The organism is Nonomuraea sp. NPDC004580 (genome assembly GCF_040609855.1).
Classification (GTDB): Bacteria; Actinomycetota; Actinomycetes; order Streptosporangiales; family Streptosporangiaceae; genus Nonomuraea; species Nonomuraea salmonea.
This window is the reverse complement of the sequence record NZ_JBEXLH010000076.1, coordinates 1-14612: the sequence shown is the minus strand read 5'-3', so window position 1 is coordinate 14612 and position 14612 is coordinate 1. Positions and strand designations below refer to the sequence as shown.

Annotated in this window: 17 protein-coding genes and 1 pseudogene; 8 read left to right on the top strand and 10 right to left on the bottom strand. The window is 71.2% G+C overall.

Features of this window, described 5'->3' with window-relative positions; genetic code table 11:
* Positions 1–32: 32 nt before the first annotated feature.
* Positions 33–485 carry a MarR family transcriptional regulator gene (locus ABZW11_RS41130; protein WP_355430169.1) on the bottom strand — a complete coding sequence of 151 codons (453 nt, stop codon included), beginning with the start codon at positions 483–485 and terminating at the stop codon, positions 33–35.
* Between the two features lie 352 nt (positions 486–837).
* Between ABZW11_RS41130 and ABZW11_RS41125 the strand changes: the two genes are divergently transcribed.
* The gene (locus ABZW11_RS41125) at positions 838–2031 is read left to right on the top strand and encodes an MFS transporter (protein WP_355430166.1); all 1194 of its coding nucleotides are present in this window, start codon (positions 838–840) and stop codon (positions 2029–2031) included.
* Positions 2032–2134: 103 nt separating this feature from the next.
* On the opposite strand, the pseudogene ABZW11_RS41120 reads toward ABZW11_RS41125, so the two are convergent.
* Positions 2135–2224, bottom strand: a pseudogene (locus ABZW11_RS41120) (hypothetical protein); the annotation flags it as partial.
* Between the two features lie 88 nt (positions 2225–2312).
* Positions 2313–3554: an MFS transporter gene (locus tag ABZW11_RS41115; protein WP_355430164.1), complete on the bottom strand. Its 1242-nt coding sequence runs from the start codon at positions 3552–3554 to the stop codon at positions 2313–2315.
* Positions 3555–3616: 62 nt separating this feature from the next.
* On the opposite strand from ABZW11_RS41115, the gene ABZW11_RS41110 reads away from it, so the two are divergent.
* Positions 3617–4117, top strand: coding sequence for a helix-turn-helix domain-containing protein (locus ABZW11_RS41110; RefSeq protein ID WP_355430161.1), 501 nt, complete (start codon positions 3617–3619; stop codon positions 4115–4117).
* A 92-nt stretch (positions 4118–4209) separates the two neighbouring features.
* Positions 4210–4620, top strand: a complete 411-nt coding sequence (locus tag ABZW11_RS41105; RefSeq protein WP_355430220.1) for an ATP-binding protein — start codon at positions 4210–4212, stop codon at positions 4618–4620.
* A gap of 7 nt (positions 4621–4627) precedes the next feature.
* Here the strand turns inward: ABZW11_RS41105 and ABZW11_RS41100 are convergent, their stop codons facing one another.
* Positions 4628–5035 (bottom strand): four-helix bundle copper-binding protein, encoded by a 408-nt coding sequence (locus ABZW11_RS41100; RefSeq protein ID WP_355430158.1) that lies wholly within the window; start codon positions 5033–5035, stop codon positions 4628–4630.
* Positions 5036–5145: 110 nt separating this feature from the next.
* On the opposite strand from ABZW11_RS41100, the gene ABZW11_RS41095 reads away from it, so the two are divergent.
* Both ABZW11_RS41095 and ABZW11_RS41090 read left to right on the top strand, forming a co-directional pair.
* Positions 5146–5409, top strand: coding sequence for a hypothetical protein (locus ABZW11_RS41095; RefSeq protein WP_355430156.1), 264 nt, complete (start codon positions 5146–5148; stop codon positions 5407–5409).
* Positions 5399–6199 carry an SDR family NAD(P)-dependent oxidoreductase gene (locus ABZW11_RS41090; RefSeq protein WP_355430154.1) on the top strand — a complete coding sequence of 267 codons (801 nt, stop codon included), beginning with the start codon at positions 5399–5401 and terminating at the stop codon, positions 6197–6199. The genes ABZW11_RS41095 and ABZW11_RS41090 overlap by 11 nt, the downstream gene beginning before the upstream one ends.
* Before the next feature lie 92 nt (positions 6200–6291).
* Here ABZW11_RS41090 and ABZW11_RS41085 read toward each other — a convergent pair whose 3' ends face one another.
* Positions 6292–6498, bottom strand: coding sequence for a hypothetical protein (locus tag ABZW11_RS41085; RefSeq protein ID WP_355430151.1), 207 nt, complete (start codon positions 6496–6498; stop codon positions 6292–6294).
* A gap of 72 nt (positions 6499–6570) precedes the next feature.
* Between ABZW11_RS41085 and ABZW11_RS41080 the strand changes: the two genes are divergently transcribed.
* Positions 6571–6897: a sensory rhodopsin transducer gene (locus ABZW11_RS41080; RefSeq protein ID WP_355430148.1), complete on the top strand. Its 327-nt coding sequence runs from the start codon at positions 6571–6573 to the stop codon at positions 6895–6897.
* Between the two features lie 13 nt (positions 6898–6910).
* Here the strand turns inward: ABZW11_RS41080 and ABZW11_RS41075 are convergent, their stop codons facing one another.
* The 4 genes from ABZW11_RS41075 to ABZW11_RS41060 form a co-directional block, all read right to left on the bottom strand.
* Complete coding sequence (locus ABZW11_RS41075; RefSeq protein WP_355430146.1) at positions 6911–8272, bottom strand: sugar ABC transporter substrate-binding protein; 1362 nt, start codon at positions 8270–8272, stop codon at positions 6911–6913.
* Complete coding sequence (locus ABZW11_RS41070; protein WP_355430144.1) at positions 8272–9213, bottom strand: carbohydrate ABC transporter permease; 942 nt, start codon at positions 9211–9213, stop codon at positions 8272–8274. The genes ABZW11_RS41075 and ABZW11_RS41070 overlap by 1 nt, the downstream gene beginning before the upstream one ends.
* Before the next feature lie 12 nt (positions 9214–9225).
* A complete protein-coding gene (locus ABZW11_RS41065) occupies positions 9226–10137 on the bottom strand; it encodes a sugar ABC transporter permease (protein WP_355430141.1) in 912 nt (303 codons plus the stop codon).
* Between the two features lie 173 nt (positions 10138–10310).
* The gene (locus tag ABZW11_RS41060) at positions 10311–10925 is read right to left on the bottom strand and encodes a helix-turn-helix domain-containing protein (RefSeq protein WP_355430138.1); all 615 of its coding nucleotides are present in this window, start codon (positions 10923–10925) and stop codon (positions 10311–10313) included.
* Positions 10926–11022: 97 nt separating this feature from the next.
* Here ABZW11_RS41060 and ABZW11_RS41055 point away from each other — a divergent pair, with 97 nt between their 5' ends.
* Positions 11023–12048, top strand: a complete 1026-nt coding sequence (locus ABZW11_RS41055) for a hypothetical protein (protein ID WP_355430135.1) — start codon at positions 11023–11025, stop codon at positions 12046–12048.
* Positions 12049–12146: 98 nt separating this feature from the next.
* Here ABZW11_RS41055 and ABZW11_RS41050 read toward each other — a convergent pair whose 3' ends face one another.
* Positions 12147–13487 (bottom strand): citrate:proton symporter, encoded by a 1341-nt coding sequence (locus tag ABZW11_RS41050; protein ID WP_355430133.1) that lies wholly within the window; start codon positions 13485–13487, stop codon positions 12147–12149.
* A gap of 85 nt (positions 13488–13572) precedes the next feature.
* Between ABZW11_RS41050 and ABZW11_RS41045 the strand changes: the two genes are divergently transcribed.
* Positions 13573–14526 (top strand): LysR substrate-binding domain-containing protein, encoded by a 954-nt coding sequence (locus tag ABZW11_RS41045; RefSeq protein ID WP_355430130.1) that lies wholly within the window; start codon positions 13573–13575, stop codon positions 14524–14526.
* The last annotated feature ends 86 nt before the right edge of the window (positions 14527–14612 follow it).

Genomic DNA, 14612 nt, shown 5'->3' with positions numbered 1-14612 from the left:
CGGCGTATTGGACGAATGTTCCCCCGTCGGCGTTACCGGGCGTCGTCTGGCGGGGTGAGGCGGGCCCAGATGGCGGCGAGGGTTTCGAGGTCGTCGTCGCTGAGCCGGTCGAAGAAGAGCCGGCGCAGGTCGCTGTGCTGGCGGCGCCACGCCTTGCGCATCAGGGCGCGGCCCTCCTTGGTCAGGTAGACCTCGAAGCCGCGCCCGTCGTCGGCCGAGCGCCGCCGCTCGATGAGGCCGCGCCGCTCCAGCCGGTCGGCGAGCCGGGTGAACCCGCCGCTCGACATCAGCCGCTGCTGGGCCAGCTCCGACATGCGCATGCCCTTGCGGCCCGCCTCGCCGAGCAGCGCGAGCACGCTGTATTCGGCCATGCTCACCCCGAGGGGCGCGAGCCCGGCCTCGATCTCGCGCCAGATGCGGTCGTGGGTGACCAGGAACCCCCGCCACACCGCGTCCTCGAGCTCTGACAACCTCTCCGTCGCCATGGGGAGCACCGTATCGGCCCGCCTACGGCCGCGCCAGCCGCGCTTGCCTGCCTGCACAGCAAAGCTCAACCAAGGAGCCCCGCCACCGGCCCAAGCGACCACCAGCGGAATCTCCTGGGGTAATTGCTTGCGCAAGCAGGTCACAGCACGATGACCGGAGCCCAGAGCCAAGGAGAACGACGGTCGAGATCGGCATCAAGACAGCGCTCAGGAGGTCGCCGACAAGCTGCTCGCCTACCAGCGAGCTGTACGGGGAGTCCGGCACCCTCCTGACCACCCTGCCCGAATTGTCCAAAGAGATCACCCTTAGCATGCAGGGGTACCCCCGGCCACGGACAGGAGACCCCGCTGCATGAACCTCGCCACCCGCCGGCGCCGGCAGGCCCTCTTCCTGCTCTTCTTCCTCCCCGGCATCGCCCTGTCGTCGTGGGTGACCCGCACCCCCGACCTCCGTGACCGGCTGGAGGCCTCCACCGGCGAGATGGGGTGGATCCTGTTCGGGCTGTCGCTGGGCTCGATGGCGGGCATCCTCTGCTCGGGGCGGCTCACCTCCCGCTTCGGCACCCGCCCGGTCATCGCAGCGGGCACCGCCCTGCTCGTCGCCGCGCTGGCCATGCTGAGCGGCGGCGCCCTCCTGTCGTCGGTGCCGCTGGTGGTGGCAGGGCTGTTCACGTTCGGGATGGGGGTGGGCGCCGGCGAGGTCGCGGTGAACGTCGACGCCACCGACATCGAGCGCGCCACCGGCCGGACCACCATGCCCATGCTGCACGGCTGCTTCAGCCTGGGCACGGTGGCCGGCGCCGGGGCCGGCATCGCGGCCACCGCCGCCCGGCTGCCGGTGCACTGGCACCTGGCCGCCGTCACGGTCATCGCCGTGGTGCTGATGCTGTACGCCGTCCGCGCCATCCCCGCCGGCACCGGCCGCGCCGCCGCTCAGGACGGCGGGCCCCGCGAGCGGCCGAAGCTGTGGAAGGACGCCAAGCTGCTCATGATCGGCGCGATCGTGCTCGCGATGGCGCTGGCCGAGGGCGCGGCCAACGACTGGCTGCCGCTGCTCATGGTGGACGGGCACGGCGTGGACGCCGCGTCCGGGTCGCTCGTCTACACGGGGTTCGCCGCCGCGATGACGATCGGCCGGTTCTGCGGCACGTACGTGCTCGACAGGTTCGGCCGCACCCTCGTGGTCCGCGCGAGCGCCGTGTCGGGCGCGGTCGGCCTGCTGCTGGTGATCTTCTCCGACAGCGCGGTGCTGGCCGGGGCCGCGGTGCTGTTCTGGGGGCTCGGCGCGTCGCTCGGCTTCCCCGTCGCGCTGTCAGCGGCGGGCGAGACCGGGCCCGACGAGACCGCCCGCGTCAGCCTGGTCGCCACCATCGGCTACGTGGCCTTCCTCGTCGGGCCGCCCGGTCTCGGCTTCCTCGGCGACCACTGGGGGCTGCGGCCGGCGATGCTGGTCGTGCTCGCGTTCGTCGCCTGTGCCGCCTTCCTCGCCTCCGCCGTCGACACCCGCCGCACCACCCCTGCCGCGGTGGGCGGCGAGGCGTCGTAGCGGCTCAGCGTACGTACACGTCGGGCCTGGGCGGCGTCGTGGTTCACGGTGGACATCGCGGCGCCGGCCTGGCCGTTGAACATCGTCAGGTGCTAGTGAGTACTCAGGGCCCGACGTTCCGGTGATCCGCGCTCGCGTTGCCGACCACCGTGCCGCGCTCGTCCACGGTGCCGTCGGCGGTCTTCATGGCCGCTTCGGCCCGGCCGTCGCCGTCGAGGTCGCCGACGCCGGCGTCGTTTGCGTGGTGGCCGTTCGGAGCCTCAGCGGCTACCCAGGTTCCCTCATCCTAGGCCGCGGCCGCGCACCGTCGATGGTGTCTTCTGGGAACGTGCTCTTTCCGGTACGAGGCGGCGATCGGCCGCCCAGACGGCCAGCGCACAGGCCGCGAAGCCGGCACCGAGGAGGCTGGCGCCCGTCCAGCCGTGGGCGGCGAAGACGGCGGTGGTCGTGGCCGCGCCGAGTGCGGAGCCGAGCGAGTAGAAGATCATGTAGCCGCCGACGACGCCGCTGGTCCTGCCGGGGTACGCGGCGGTGAGCCGGTGCTGGTTGCTCACGTGGACCACCTGGACGGCGAAGTCCAGCACCACGATCCCGGCGATGACCAGCCACAGCGACCAGCGCAGCTGGCCGATCGCCGCCCACGAACCGATGAGCAGGGCTAGTGCGATGCCGGTGACGGGCGCGGCGCGTCCCGCGTCGGCCCAGCGTCCCGCCCGGGCCGCGCCCAGGGCGCCGGCGAGCCCGGCGACGCCGAACATCCCGATCTGGCTCTCCTCCAGCCGCCAGGGGTCCCCCGCCAGCGGCAGGGCCAGCCCACTCCACAACGTGCCGAACGAGGCGAACAGAAAGAACGTGATGAGCCCCCGCGTCAGGAACAGCCGCTCCCCGAACGGCACCCGCGTCACGACCGCGCCCCGGCGGAGCCGCCCCGTGGCCACGCCCCGGCGCGGGCGGTCGTCGGGTGGGAGGGCGGTGAGGACGAGGGCGGCGAGGATGAGTGAGAGTGCCGCGAGTGCGGCGTAGACGCCGCGCCAGCCCCACATCTCGGCGAGCACGCCGGTCACGACCCGCGCGCCGAGGATGCCGGCCACCACGCCCGAGGTGACGACGCCGATGCTGCGTCCGCGTTCGGCGGGCGGTGCGACCGCGGCCACGTACGCCACCGTGGTCTGCACCACGACCGCGAACAGACCGGCCGTCGCGAGCCCGGCGAACGCCACCCACCCGGCCTGCGCCAGAGAAGTCAGGGCCGTGCCGGCGCCGGTGAGCACCAGGTGCGCGGCGATGAGCCGGCGCCTGTCGAGCACGTCGCCGAGCGGCACCAGCAGCACCAGCCCGGCGAGATAACCGATCTGGCCGATGGCGACGATCCACCCGGCGCGCTCCGCCGGCACGCCGAGGTCGCGTCCCATCTGCTCCAGCACCGGCTGGGCGGCGTAGACGCCCGCCACCGCGACGCCGCACACCACCGCGAGCAGCGCCCGCCGCCACCCGTCCATCGCCATCCCCCCGATCGGTTGCATATCGAAACCAATACCGACCGTAGGGCATAATGGTTTCAATAAGCAACCGATAGGAAGGTGACATGAGCGCCACGGACCCCGGCTGGACCGACCCGAGCTGCCCCGTCGCCCGCACGCTCGACCTGGTCGGCGACCGGTGGAGCCTGCTCGTCATCAGGGACGCGATGGACGGGGCGCGATCGTTCACCGAGTTCCAGCGCCGCACGGGCATCGCCCGCAACATCCTCACCGACCGCCTGCGCAGGCTGACCGCTCACGGGCTGCTCGCGCGGCGCGCGGCGCCGTCGGGACGCCGCCAGGAATATGTGCTCACCGACGCGGGCCGCGACCTCTTCCCCGTCATCGTCACCCTGCGGCAGTGGGGCGAACGCCACGCCTTCGAGCCGGGCGAGGCCCACTCCACGCTGGTGGATCAGCACGGCGACCCGGTGCCCGAGCTGACGCCGCTCGGCGCCGACGGCAGCGTTCTGGACACCGGCACCACTCGCGTGCGGAAGGCCGGACAGCGGCGCACCCTGTCCGGCGGCTCTGGCCAGGCGCGCTCACCGGAGAACTCTCCGTAAATAGGCGGAACGACCGCCGTACGACCCCGCTTAGGATTTTGTGCAGTGCACTTATCACAAGAGCGGCCGATGGGATGGATCAGGCGGTGACCATGGGCGAGTCCTACGGCCTGCAGGTACCGATCGACGACAATCTCGCCCTGCTCCGCGAGCTGGTGGGCACGTTCGCCCTGAAGGCCGGCCTGAGCAAGCACCGCACGGAGGCGCTCGTCCTCGCGGTCAGCGAGGCGGCCAGCAACGTGCTCGAACACGCCCAGGCTGCGGGCACGGTGAGCGCCCGCCGCGACCTCGACGGCATCACCGTGCACGTCGTGGACGAGCGCGGCTCCTTAACCCACGAACACCTCCAACGCACCCCGCCCTGGCCGCCTCGTCGCGGCCTGGGCCTGCTCGTCATCCAGCGAATCTGCGACCGCGTGGTGCTCGACCATCCCGGCGGGCGGTCGCGGCTGGAGCTGTTCATGCGCTTCGGCCCCGACGACGCCCTGCCCCAGCACTTCTGAGCCGCACTCACCCCAGGGCGGCCATCAGCTCCCGGCACGCCTGCTCGCAGTCGCGGCACGCCTGGGCGCACGTCACGCAGTGCGGGTGGTGGTCGTGGCGGGCGCACTCGTCCCCGCACGCCTTGCACGCCTGGGCGCACGCCTCCAGGACGGCCCTGGTCAGGTTGGCGTCGTAGCCGGTGTGCCGTGACAGCACCCGGGCCGTCGCCTCGCACAGGTCGGCGCAGTCGAGGTCGCTGCGGACGCACTTGGCCAGCTCCGCGACCTCGGGCTCGCTCAGGCAGGCGTCGGCGCACGCCGTACACGCCTGGGCGCAGCTCATGCACTGCTCGATGCACCTGATGAGCCTGTCCTGGTCGACGCGGCCGAGGTCCTGCGGATACGCGGAGAGCATCTCCGCCACCTGTGAAGTCATGTCGCCTCCCGTTCGCGAGCCACCGCAGCTACCCAGCCTGCGCGGTCCGCTAACCCGGCCCGGTCCCGGGTATGGCGAGCTGTCGAACGCGTAACGAAGGGGGTCATGGGATGACACTTCATCAGGGCGAGGACGAGCGCGCACAGGGGCTCGATCGGCAGGCCGCCGCCGAGACCGCCGCCGTCATCACGGGAAGCATGACCGGGCGCCGCGCACCGGCTCCGGCTGTCGTGGCCGCGCTGCTCGCGGGGGCCTGCGGCGCCGTCGTCGCCGCGCGGCTGGTGCGGGCCCGGCTGTCGAGAGGCGTGAGAGTCCCCGTGCTGGGCAGGCGGTGCCAGAGCACGCACGAGAGGATCCGTCATCATGAGCGTTGACGCGGGCCGGCCGCTCGCGCTGGTCACCGGGGCGTCCAGCGGCATCGGGTACGAGCTGGCCAGGCAGTTCGCCGGCCACGGCTTCGACCTGATCATCAACGCCGAGGATCCCGGCATCGCCGACACGGCCTCAGAGCTGCGCCGGCCGGGGGCGTCCGTGCAGGGCGTACAGGCCGATCTCGCCACGCACAACGGCGTCGAACGGCTCTACGCGGCCGTCGTGGACGACGGCCGTCCGCTCCAGGTGCTCGCGATCAACGCGGGGGTCGGGGTCGGCGGGCCGTTCGCCGACACGGAACTCGCCGCCGACCTGCGCCTGGTCGACCTGAACGTGCGGTCCGCGGTCCACCTGGCCAAGCTGTGCGTACGCGACATGGCGGCGCGGGGGCAGGGGCGGGTGCTGTTCACCTCGTCGATCGCCGCCACCCAGCCGGGGCCCTTCGAGGCCACGTACGCGGCGTCGAAGGCGTTCCTGCTGTCGTTCTCCGAGGCGCTGCGCGAGGAGCTGAAGGACCATGGCGTCACGGTGACCGCGCTGATGCCCGGGCCCACCGAGACGGAGTTCTTCGAACGCGCCGGTCTCGAGGACACCCGGCTCGGCAGCTCGAAGAAGGACGACCCGGCGCGGGTGGCCGAGCAGGCGTACGAGGCGCTGATGAGCGGCAAGGACCACGTGGTGGCCGGTTCTCCCAAGAACAAGGTGATGGCCGGCGCCGCCAAGCTCATGCCGGAGACGGCCAAGGCCAAGGCCCACCGTCACCTGTCGGAGCCGGGCTCCGGCAACGACTGACGCTCGCGGTGGTCGCCGGCTCATCGTACCGGTCGCGCCCAGCACGAGGACGTCTCCCCCGGCCGCAGGCCGGCGCGCCATTCCAGGGCCGGCTACGCGGCCAGGCCGCTCGCCTCGACGTCGACGACGACGGCGTCCCCAGACGGGCGCGGGTCGTCGAACTCGCCGTAACGCGGCGGCGCGCTGTGCTCGTGCAGTACGGCGGCTCTCGTGCGGCGTGAGGTCCTTCCCGTCAGAAGACGTCCGCCCTGGTCAGGCGGGTCGCATGAGGTCCTCGGCCCGCGTGCCGCCCGGCTCATGCGACGGGGGTGATAGTTCGGGCCGCGCCTGGGTAGCGGCTCTCCTGCCGCAGCAGGAGGACAGGAGCACGCATGAGCACCATGGCGGGAAGCTGGAAGATGACGATCACCGACGGATGCCGGCCGGGAGACCGGCTGAGCCTGCTCAATCTCAGCCCCGGCCTCGCCCACGTCGAGGTGACGCTGTGCGCGGAGGGCGACCGGCCGCGCGGCCCGATCCGGCTGACCATCCCGCCCCGGCGCACGCGGTCGGCCACGGTGGAGGATCTGAGCGACGAGGCGGAAACCATGGCGCCGGGGCCGGCGTACACCGTCGTGGTGGTGTCGGACGCGCCGGTGCTCGTGCAGCCGCCCCGGGCGGGCCGCCAGGCGCCCGAGCTGACCCGCCCGGCGGCCTAGCGCCGCACGCGGGTCAGCCGGCCACCTTGAACAGCTCGTTCAGCTGGTCGTTGAGGTGGGTGAGCGAGCTGGCGGGGGCCTGGCCCAGGTAGACGGCGTCGAAGGCGGGCTGGGAGAGCGCCGCGATGTCGGCCGCGTTGGAGGTCACCGGCAGCGGGAACGTGGTGTGGTTCTCGATGTGGTCGGTGAAGGCCGACACGTCGAGCCCGCGTTCCTTCTTGTTGTACTCGATGGCCAGCTCGGTCCCCGAGGGCCGGGCGGGGAAGACCACGCCGGAGCTGCCGATGATGTTCTGGCACTCCTCGCCGGACAGGAACTTGACCCACTTGGCGGCGTTCTCCGGCTGCTTGGAGAACGTGGTGACGGAGTCGGCGAGCCCGTTGAACATCGAGGCCCGCTTCCCCGACGGCCCGATCGGGTTGGGCGCGACGCCGATGGCCAGCTTCTTGCCGTCGGCGTCGGTGAGCTTGGTGAACGACGAGATCGTCCACGAGCCGTCGAAGCCCATCGCGGCGATGCCCGACTGGATCTGCTTGTCGGCGGTGATCGCGTTGCTGCCGCCGATCGCCGCGTAGCTCGCCATGTACCCCTTCTTCACCAGCCCGAAGTACCAGTCGAGGGTTTCCTGCAGCACCGGGTCGTCGAGCTTGAAGCGGGTGCCCCAGGGGTTCCTGTCGGTGGGCTGCCAGCCGGCGCTGCCGGTGAAGGCCGACCACTGCGTCTGGCCCCAGTTGTCGCCGCCGGCGCCGTTGGCCGCGAGCCCGTACGTCTTGACCTTGGTCCTGTCGAAGCCTGGCTCGTCGCCGCGCACGCCGTTCTGGTCGATGGTCAGGTGCGCGATCGTCTTCTCGAACGTGCCGCCGTCGCGCGGGTTCCAGGTCAGCTCGCCGAGCGTCTCCGGGGAGATGCCGGCCTCCTTGAGCGCGGTGGCGTTGTAGAACATCGCGATGGTGTCCCAGTCCTTCGGGGCGCCGTAGCGCTTGCCGTCCTTGCCCTTCCACAGCTCGGCCAGCCCGGCCTGGTAGTCGGAGTCCTTGATGTCGCTGGTCGGGCCGAGGTCGTCCAGCGGGCGCAGCACCTGCAGATCCACGAACTGGGGGAACTTGGTCAGGTGGTCGGTGAAGACGTCGGGGGCGGTGTCGGCGATGAAGCTGGCGGTCAGCTTGGACCAGTAGTCGTCCCAGCCGTACTGGGAGATGTTGATGCGCAGGCCGGGGTTCTGCTTCTCGAAGGCGTCGGCGCACTTCTGGTAGCCGGGCTGCTGCGCGGAGTCCCACAGCCAGTACTCGATGGCGCCGTTGGCGCCGCCGGTGCCGCCCGCGCCGCAGGCGGTGGTGGACAGCAGAAGCGCGGACAGGAGGATTCTTCTGAGCATCACTTGATCCCGCTGAAGCCGATGGAGTTGACGATGCGGCGGGCGAAGACGAAGAAGAGCAGCAACATCGGCAGCGCCGCCACCAGCGTGGCCGCCATCAGGCCCGCCCAGTCGGGGCCGGCCTGTGGCTTCTGCGACTTGAACACGCCGAGCGCCACGGTGAGCACGCGCGACTTGTCGGTGTAGCTGACCATGAGCGGCCAGAAGTACTCGTTCCAGGAGGTGATGTAGGTGAGGATCGACAGCGTCGAGATGGGCGCGGCCGAGATCGGCAGGATGAGCCGGAAGAAGATGCGCGTCTTCGACGCGCCCTCCACCAGCGCGGCCTCCTCCACCTCGCGGGAGATGCCGAGGAAGAACTGCCGCAGGAAGAACACCGCGAACGGGGTCATGAGCATCGTCGGCAGCGCGATGCCGAGCACGGTGTCGATGAGGCCGAGTTCCTTGATGAGCACGAAGTTCGGCAGCAGCGTGAAGATCGCCGGGACCATCAGGCCGGCCAGGAAGACCGCGAAGACCTGCTCGCGATAGCGCCAGCGCAGCCGGGCGAAGGCGTAGGCGGCCATCGAGGAGAAGAACACCTGCCCGGCCGTGACCATGCTCGCGACCAGCACCGAGTTGAGCAGGTAGCGCCAGAACGCGATGGGCTGTCCTGATCCGCCCGCGTCGATGGCCTCCTGCCCGGTCTGCAGGCCGAAGACGCGCTCGAAGCCGCCCCACGAGAAGCGCACGGGCAGCAGGCTGTCGCCGCCCGCGTAGAGCGCGTTGTTGTCGGACAGCGCGGTGCGCAGCACCCAGTAGAACGGGAACAGGCTGCCGATGATCACCAGGACCATGAACGTCCAGGCGATGATCCGGCCGATGCCCGGCCGGGGTTTGCGCGGCGGCTCCTGGCCGGCGGCGGGGGCGTCGCTCGGGGCGGGGGCCACGACGGTCGCCATGTCACACTCTCCCTAGGCCAGGTCGGAGCTGCCGGCCCGGGTGAGCCGGTATTGCAGGAACGTGATGATCATCAGGACGATCAGCAGCGCCACGGACATCGCCGAGGCGTAGCCGAACTGGAAGCGGCTGAACGCGGCCTCGTAGATGTAGTACTGCAGCACCTTCGATGAGTTGACCGGGCCGCCCCTGGTCGCGATCGCGATGGTGTCGAACACCTGGAACGAGCCGACCACGCTGATGATCAGCACGACGGCGGTGACGGGCCGCAGCAGCGGCAGCGTGATGCTCCTGAACATGCGCAGCTCGGAGGCGCCGTCCATGCGGCCGGCCTCGTACAGGGTCGGGGGGATGGTCTGCAGGCCGGCGAAGATCAGCAGGGCGGTGTAGCCGACGTGCCGCCAGACGTTGATGAGCGCGACGGTCGGGATCACCCAGGCGGAGTCGGCGAGGAACGCGATCCTGTCGAGCCCGAGCAGCTCCAGCACCTTGTTGCCGATGCCGAGCTGGTAGTCGAGGATCCACAGGAAGATCAGCGCCGCGACCACGTTCGAGACGAGATAGGGCGTCAGCACCAGCCCCCGCAGCCACGTCTTGCGGGTCAGCCGCTGCATCAGCACCGCGATGATCAGTGCGAGCACCGTCTGGATGCCGATGTTGACGACCACGTAGTAGACGGTCACGCCCAGCGCGTTCCAGAACACCGGGTCCTCGACCATGCGCACGTAGTTGTCCAGCCCGGTCCACCGGGAGGGCGTGAGCAGGTTGAACTTGGTGAAGCTCAGGTAGATGCCGCGCAGGGTGGGCCAGAGCAGGAAGACCAGGAAGCCGATGAGCGCCGGGAGGATGAACAGGAGCGCCAATCGCGTGTCGTCGCGCGGTCGCTTGGCGGTGCCGGTCGTCGCCGGCCTGGTGGGGGTGGCCATGGTCTCTCCTACGCCGTCACCGGCTGATCGGCGCTGGGCCGCGTCTACCCTCTCTGCACGTCAACCCGACGCGCCAAACGGTTAGCGGAGAGTCTCTTTCCCAATGACATCCCGTGTCAAGAGCCCCTAACTACGTCTTATAGGACACGGTGAGCGGCTCGCTGCGATCGAGGTCACCTATCGCGCCGGCGGCGTTCGGCCTCGTCCAGGGCCGGGACGAGGGGCTCGAGGGCGGCGCGGAGCCGATCGGGGAGCGAGCCGGACGGCATGACGAGACCGCCCGCCGACGTGACGCCCATCCAGCGGTCGAGAGCGACCCGGACGGCGGCGGCCACGGCGGCCGCCAGGACCCTGGCGGTGTCCTCGCCGGCCACACGGGGGGCGATCGCCTCGGCCAGGGGGAGCTCCATCGAGGCAGGAGCCGCCACGAACGCCTCCCTGAGTGCGGGCCGGGTGGTGATCATCAGCAGCGCGGCGGCGTGGTGCTCGCCCGGGTCGGTGTACTGCTCCACGATCGCGTCGATGACGGCCTCGGCCAGGCGGACGGACGGCGGCCTGGCCGCGACCGCCTGCGCCACGCGGGTCTCCCGCTCGGCGGTGACGGCGGCGACGAGCGCCTGCTCGCGGCTGGCGAAGTAGTTGTTGTACGTCCTCGGCGAGACGCCGGCGGCCTCGGCGATGTCGTCCACGCGCACGTTGTCGAGCCCGCGTTCGAGCGCCAGACGCAGCGCCGCCTCGCGCAGCGCCTGCCGGGTGGCCTGCTTCTTCTGCTCCCGCAACCCCGCCATGCCCCTCACTGTGGCAGAGAAGTTGCGCTCACGCAAACTTGCGTGCACGCAATATTTGCTCCTACGCTGAGGGCCTCTCAAGCGAAAGGACGAGCCCATGCGAGCCAAGGGCATCAGTTACGACACCGGCTTCGTCACCGGCGGGACCCGCGCATCAGGCCCCTTCGACCCCGCCGTGGTCCGGCGCGAGCTGACGATCATCCGGGACGACCTGCACTGCACCGCCGTCCAGCTCGTCGGCGGCGATCCCGAGCGGCTGGAGGTCGCCGCCGGCCTGGCCGCCGAGCTGGGTCTTGAGGTGTGGTTCACGCCGTACCCGCTGGAGCTGGCGCCCGAGGAGATGCTGGCGCTGTTCGCCGACTGCGCCGAGCGGGCGGAGCGGGTCAGGCGGGGTGGCGCGGAGGTCGTGTTCGTGGCGGGGTGCGAGCTGACCCTGATGGACCACGGCTTCCTGCCCGGCGACACGCTCCAGGAGCGGCTCGGCGCCCTGATGAACCGGCGCGAGCTGGTCGCGGAGGCGGGCCGGCGAGTGGCCGCGTTCCTGGCCGAGGCCGCGACCGTGGTGCGCGCGCGGTTCGGCGGCAAGGTCACGTACGCGGCGATCCCGTTCGAGCCCGTGGACTGGTCGCTCTTCGACATCATGACGATCGAGCTGATCCGCTCGGCCGAGGTCGCCGACCGGTTCCAGGACGGCGTGCGCTCCCTCGTCGCCCAGGGCAGGCCGGTGGCGATCACCGGGTTCGGCACGGGGACCTGGCGCGGCGCCCCCGACGTGGCGCCCCGCAGCATGGAGATCATCGAGTACGACCAGGCCACCGGCTCACCCGTGCGCCTCGACGGTGAGTACGCGCGCGACGAGGCCGGGCAGGCCGCGTACCTGCGGGAGCTGCTGGAGATCTTCGAGGCCGAGGGTGTGGACGCCGCCTTCGTCCACACCTTCGCCCTCCCCGACCTGCCGCACCGCCCCGGCGGCGACCCCCGCGACGACCTCGACCTGGCCAGCCTCGGCGTGGTCAAGGTGTACGAGGACCGCGACGGCGGCACGTACCCCGGCCTGCCCTGGGACCCCAAGGCCGCGTTCGCCACGGTGGCGGCCTGCTACGGGAAGGCCCCCGCGAGGTGAGGGGATCGGCGACCGGTTCGCGGCCCTGTCCCGCCTGGCCGAGGTCGCCGGGCGGCACGGACCCACTCCTCGCGCCGAAGGCCCGGCGGGAGGGTTCCTCACAGTGAGATGGCGGTGGTCGCGAGTGCGACCACGGTCATGACGGCCGTGGTCGCGAACGCCCAGCCGAAGATGAAGCGCTGGTGCTGGCCGAGCTGCACGCCGCTCATGCCGACGAGGATGAACGTGGCGGCGGTGAGCGGGCTGAGCGGGAAGCCGGTCGTCATCTGGCCGAGGATGGCGGCCCTGGCGATCTCGGCGGAGTCGATGCCGAAGCCGCCCGCCGTCTGCGCGAGGACGGGCAGCACGCCGAAGTAGTACGCGTCGGGGGTGAAGACGAGGCTGAGCGGCATGCCGGTGAGCGCCACCAGCACCGGCAGGTGGCCGCCGAACGACTCGGGGATGACGCCGACGAACGCCGCCGCCATCTCGTCGATCATCTTCGTGCCGGTCAGCACGCCGGTGAACACGCCCGCGGCGAAGATCATGGTGGTGACCAGGACGACGCTCTTGCCGTGCCGTTCGAGCAGGTCCTGCTGCTTCTCCCAGGTGGGCAGGTTGACTGCGGCCGCGATGGTGAAGCCCAGCACGAACAGCACCGGCAGCGGCATCACCTGCAGCACCAGGCAGGCCAGCAGAGCGAGAGTCAGCACCAGGTTGAAGGCGGTCAATCCCTTGCCGGCGGGCGCGAGCGCGGTGCCGGGCCCGTCCCCCGCAAGCCGCGGCCCAGCGGACGGCCCAGCGGACAGCCCAGCGGGCTCGGCGGGCTCGGCGGGCAGGGTGACCGTGCCGAGGCGGCGGCGTTCGCGCAGCCCGATCAGGGACGACGCCACCAGCACCCACGCGATGCCGGCCACCATCGCGGGCAGGACGGGCGTGAACACCTCCGAGCTGTCCAGCTTCAGCACGGCCATGGCGCGGGCGGTCGGGCCGCCCCACGGGACCATGTTCATGACGCCCGCGCCCAGGCAGACGACGCCGGTGAGCACCAGCGGGCTCATGCCGAGCCGCCGGTAGACGGGCAGCAGCGCCGAGACGGTGATGAGGAAGGTGGAGGCGCCGTCGCCGTCGAGCGCCACGCACATCGTGATGACGGCGGTGCCGACCGCGATGCGCAGCGGGTCGTCCTTGGCCAGGCGCAGGATGCCGCGGATCAGCGGGTCGAACAGGCCGGTGTCGATCATCAGGCTGAAGTACAGGACCGCGAAGGCGATCATGATGCCGGTCGGCGCCACCTTGCCGAGCCCGTCGAGGATCATAGGACCCAGGTCGGACGCGAACCCGCCGATCAGCGCCGCCGCCACCGGCACGAGGACCAGGGCGGTGAGGACCGAGATGCGCTTGGTCATGGTGAGCACCAAGAACAGGCCGATGGTGAGAAAACCCAGGAGCGCGATCATCGGGGTCCTTTCCGGGAGGTTAGGGGAAAGTGTCCGAGCGCCGGCGTTTCACGTCCACCATCAAAACTGGATTTATCCATGCGGCATGCGCAAGAGTTACGCCGTGGATGCCAGCCTGCGGCAGCTCGCCGCGTACGTCGCCGTCGCCCGATCCGCCGGGTTCACGGCCGCCGCGGCGGACCTGCGCGTCTCGCAGTCCACGCTGAGCCGGGCCGTCGCGGACCTCGAACGCGTGCTGGGCGTGCGGCTGCTGGTGCGCGACACCAGGAACGTGCAGCTCACGGCCGCCGGAGTGGAGACGTTGCGGGTGGCCGAGCAGATCGTGGACGCCCATCGGTCGGGCATGAAGGAGCTGCGGCGCTACCTGCTCGGTGAGTCGGGGGTGGTGGCGATGGCCACGCTGCCGTCCGTCGCCGCGGTGCTGCTGCCTGGGCTGATTTCGGCGTTCCGGCGGGAGCGGCCCGAGGTGAGCGTACGGATCATGGACGGGCTTGAGCGGGCCGTGCTGGGTCGGGTGCTCTCCGGCGACGCCGACTTCGCCGTGACCACCGTGGGGGCCGCCTCCGACCGGCTCGAACACCGGCCGTTGCTCCGCGACCGCTTCCGCGCCGTCCTGCCCGAGGGGCATCCGCTGGCCGAACGAGATGAGCTGACCTGGGAGGACCTGGCCGCCGCGCCGTTCCTGGCGGTCGGTCCTGAGTCCAGCGTGCGGCGGCTCACGGACGCGGCGTTCGCGCAGGCCGGGGCGGGCGCGGGGGCCGTACCGGCGGCGGAGGCGAGCAACGTGGCCACGGTGGGCGGCCTGGTCGCGGCCGGGCTCGGCGTGTCGGCCATGCCTGCTCTGGTCCTGCCCCTGCTCGGCCCCGGCCGCGTGGTGCACAGGGAACTGGTCGCCCCCGTGGTCGAACGCCGGCTCGACGTCGTGTTCCGCGCCCGCCGCACCCTGCCACCCGCCACCGCGGCCTTCCTGGACCTGCTGGAAGAGGCCCGCGCCGAAGCCCGCGACGTCCCAGCCGGCGCCTCCTGGATCACCCGCTGACAGAGATGATGTAGGTGAGCACCTCCCGCCAGTCCTGACCCACCCTCTGACTGACCTCGGGTCTTCAACGGGATCTGTCGGTCTGA

Excerpts from the sequence above, each read along its gene's own strand:
- ABZW11_RS41130 (WP_355430169.1), bottom strand. The coding sequence starts at position 485 with ATGGCGACGGAGAGGTTGTCAGAGCTCGAGGACGCGGTGTGGCGGGGG.
- ABZW11_RS41125 (WP_355430166.1), top strand. The coding sequence starts at position 838 with ATGAACCTCGCCACCCGCCGGCGCCGGCAGGCCCTCTTCCTGCTCTTC.
- ABZW11_RS41115 (WP_355430164.1), bottom strand. The coding sequence starts at position 3,554 with ATGCAACCGATCGGGGGGATGGCGATGGACGGGTGGCGGCGGGCGCTG.
- ABZW11_RS41110 (WP_355430161.1), top strand. The coding sequence starts at position 3,617 with ATGAGCGCCACGGACCCCGGCTGGACCGACCCGAGCTGCCCCGTCGCC.
- ABZW11_RS41105 (WP_355430220.1), top strand. The coding sequence starts at position 4,210 with ATGGGCGAGTCCTACGGCCTGCAGGTACCGATCGACGACAATCTCGCC.
- ABZW11_RS41100 (WP_355430158.1), bottom strand. The coding sequence starts at position 5,035 with ATGACTTCACAGGTGGCGGAGATGCTCTCCGCGTATCCGCAGGACCTC.
- ABZW11_RS41095 (WP_355430156.1), top strand. The coding sequence starts at position 5,146 with ATGACACTTCATCAGGGCGAGGACGAGCGCGCACAGGGGCTCGATCGG.
- ABZW11_RS41090 (WP_355430154.1), top strand. The coding sequence starts at position 5,399 with ATGAGCGTTGACGCGGGCCGGCCGCTCGCGCTGGTCACCGGGGCGTCC.
- ABZW11_RS41085 (WP_355430151.1), bottom strand. The coding sequence starts at position 6,498 with ATGAGCCGGGCGGCACGCGGGCCGAGGACCTCATGCGACCCGCCTGAC.
- ABZW11_RS41080 (WP_355430148.1), top strand. The coding sequence starts at position 6,571 with ATGAGCACCATGGCGGGAAGCTGGAAGATGACGATCACCGACGGATGC.
- ABZW11_RS41075 (WP_355430146.1), bottom strand. The coding sequence starts at position 8,272 with ATGCTCAGAAGAATCCTCCTGTCCGCGCTTCTGCTGTCCACCACCGCC.
- ABZW11_RS41070 (WP_355430144.1), bottom strand. The coding sequence starts at position 9,213 with ATGGCGACCGTCGTGGCCCCCGCCCCGAGCGACGCCCCCGCCGCCGGC.
- ABZW11_RS41065 (WP_355430141.1), bottom strand. The coding sequence starts at position 10,137 with ATGGCCACCCCCACCAGGCCGGCGACGACCGGCACCGCCAAGCGACCG.
- ABZW11_RS41060 (WP_355430138.1), bottom strand. The coding sequence starts at position 10,925 with ATGGCGGGGTTGCGGGAGCAGAAGAAGCAGGCCACCCGGCAGGCGCTG.
- ABZW11_RS41055 (WP_355430135.1), top strand. The coding sequence starts at position 11,023 with ATGCGAGCCAAGGGCATCAGTTACGACACCGGCTTCGTCACCGGCGGG.
- ABZW11_RS41050 (WP_355430133.1), bottom strand. The coding sequence starts at position 13,487 with ATGATCGCGCTCCTGGGTTTTCTCACCATCGGCCTGTTCTTGGTGCTC.
- ABZW11_RS41045 (WP_355430130.1), top strand. The coding sequence starts at position 13,573 with ATGCGCAAGAGTTACGCCGTGGATGCCAGCCTGCGGCAGCTCGCCGCG.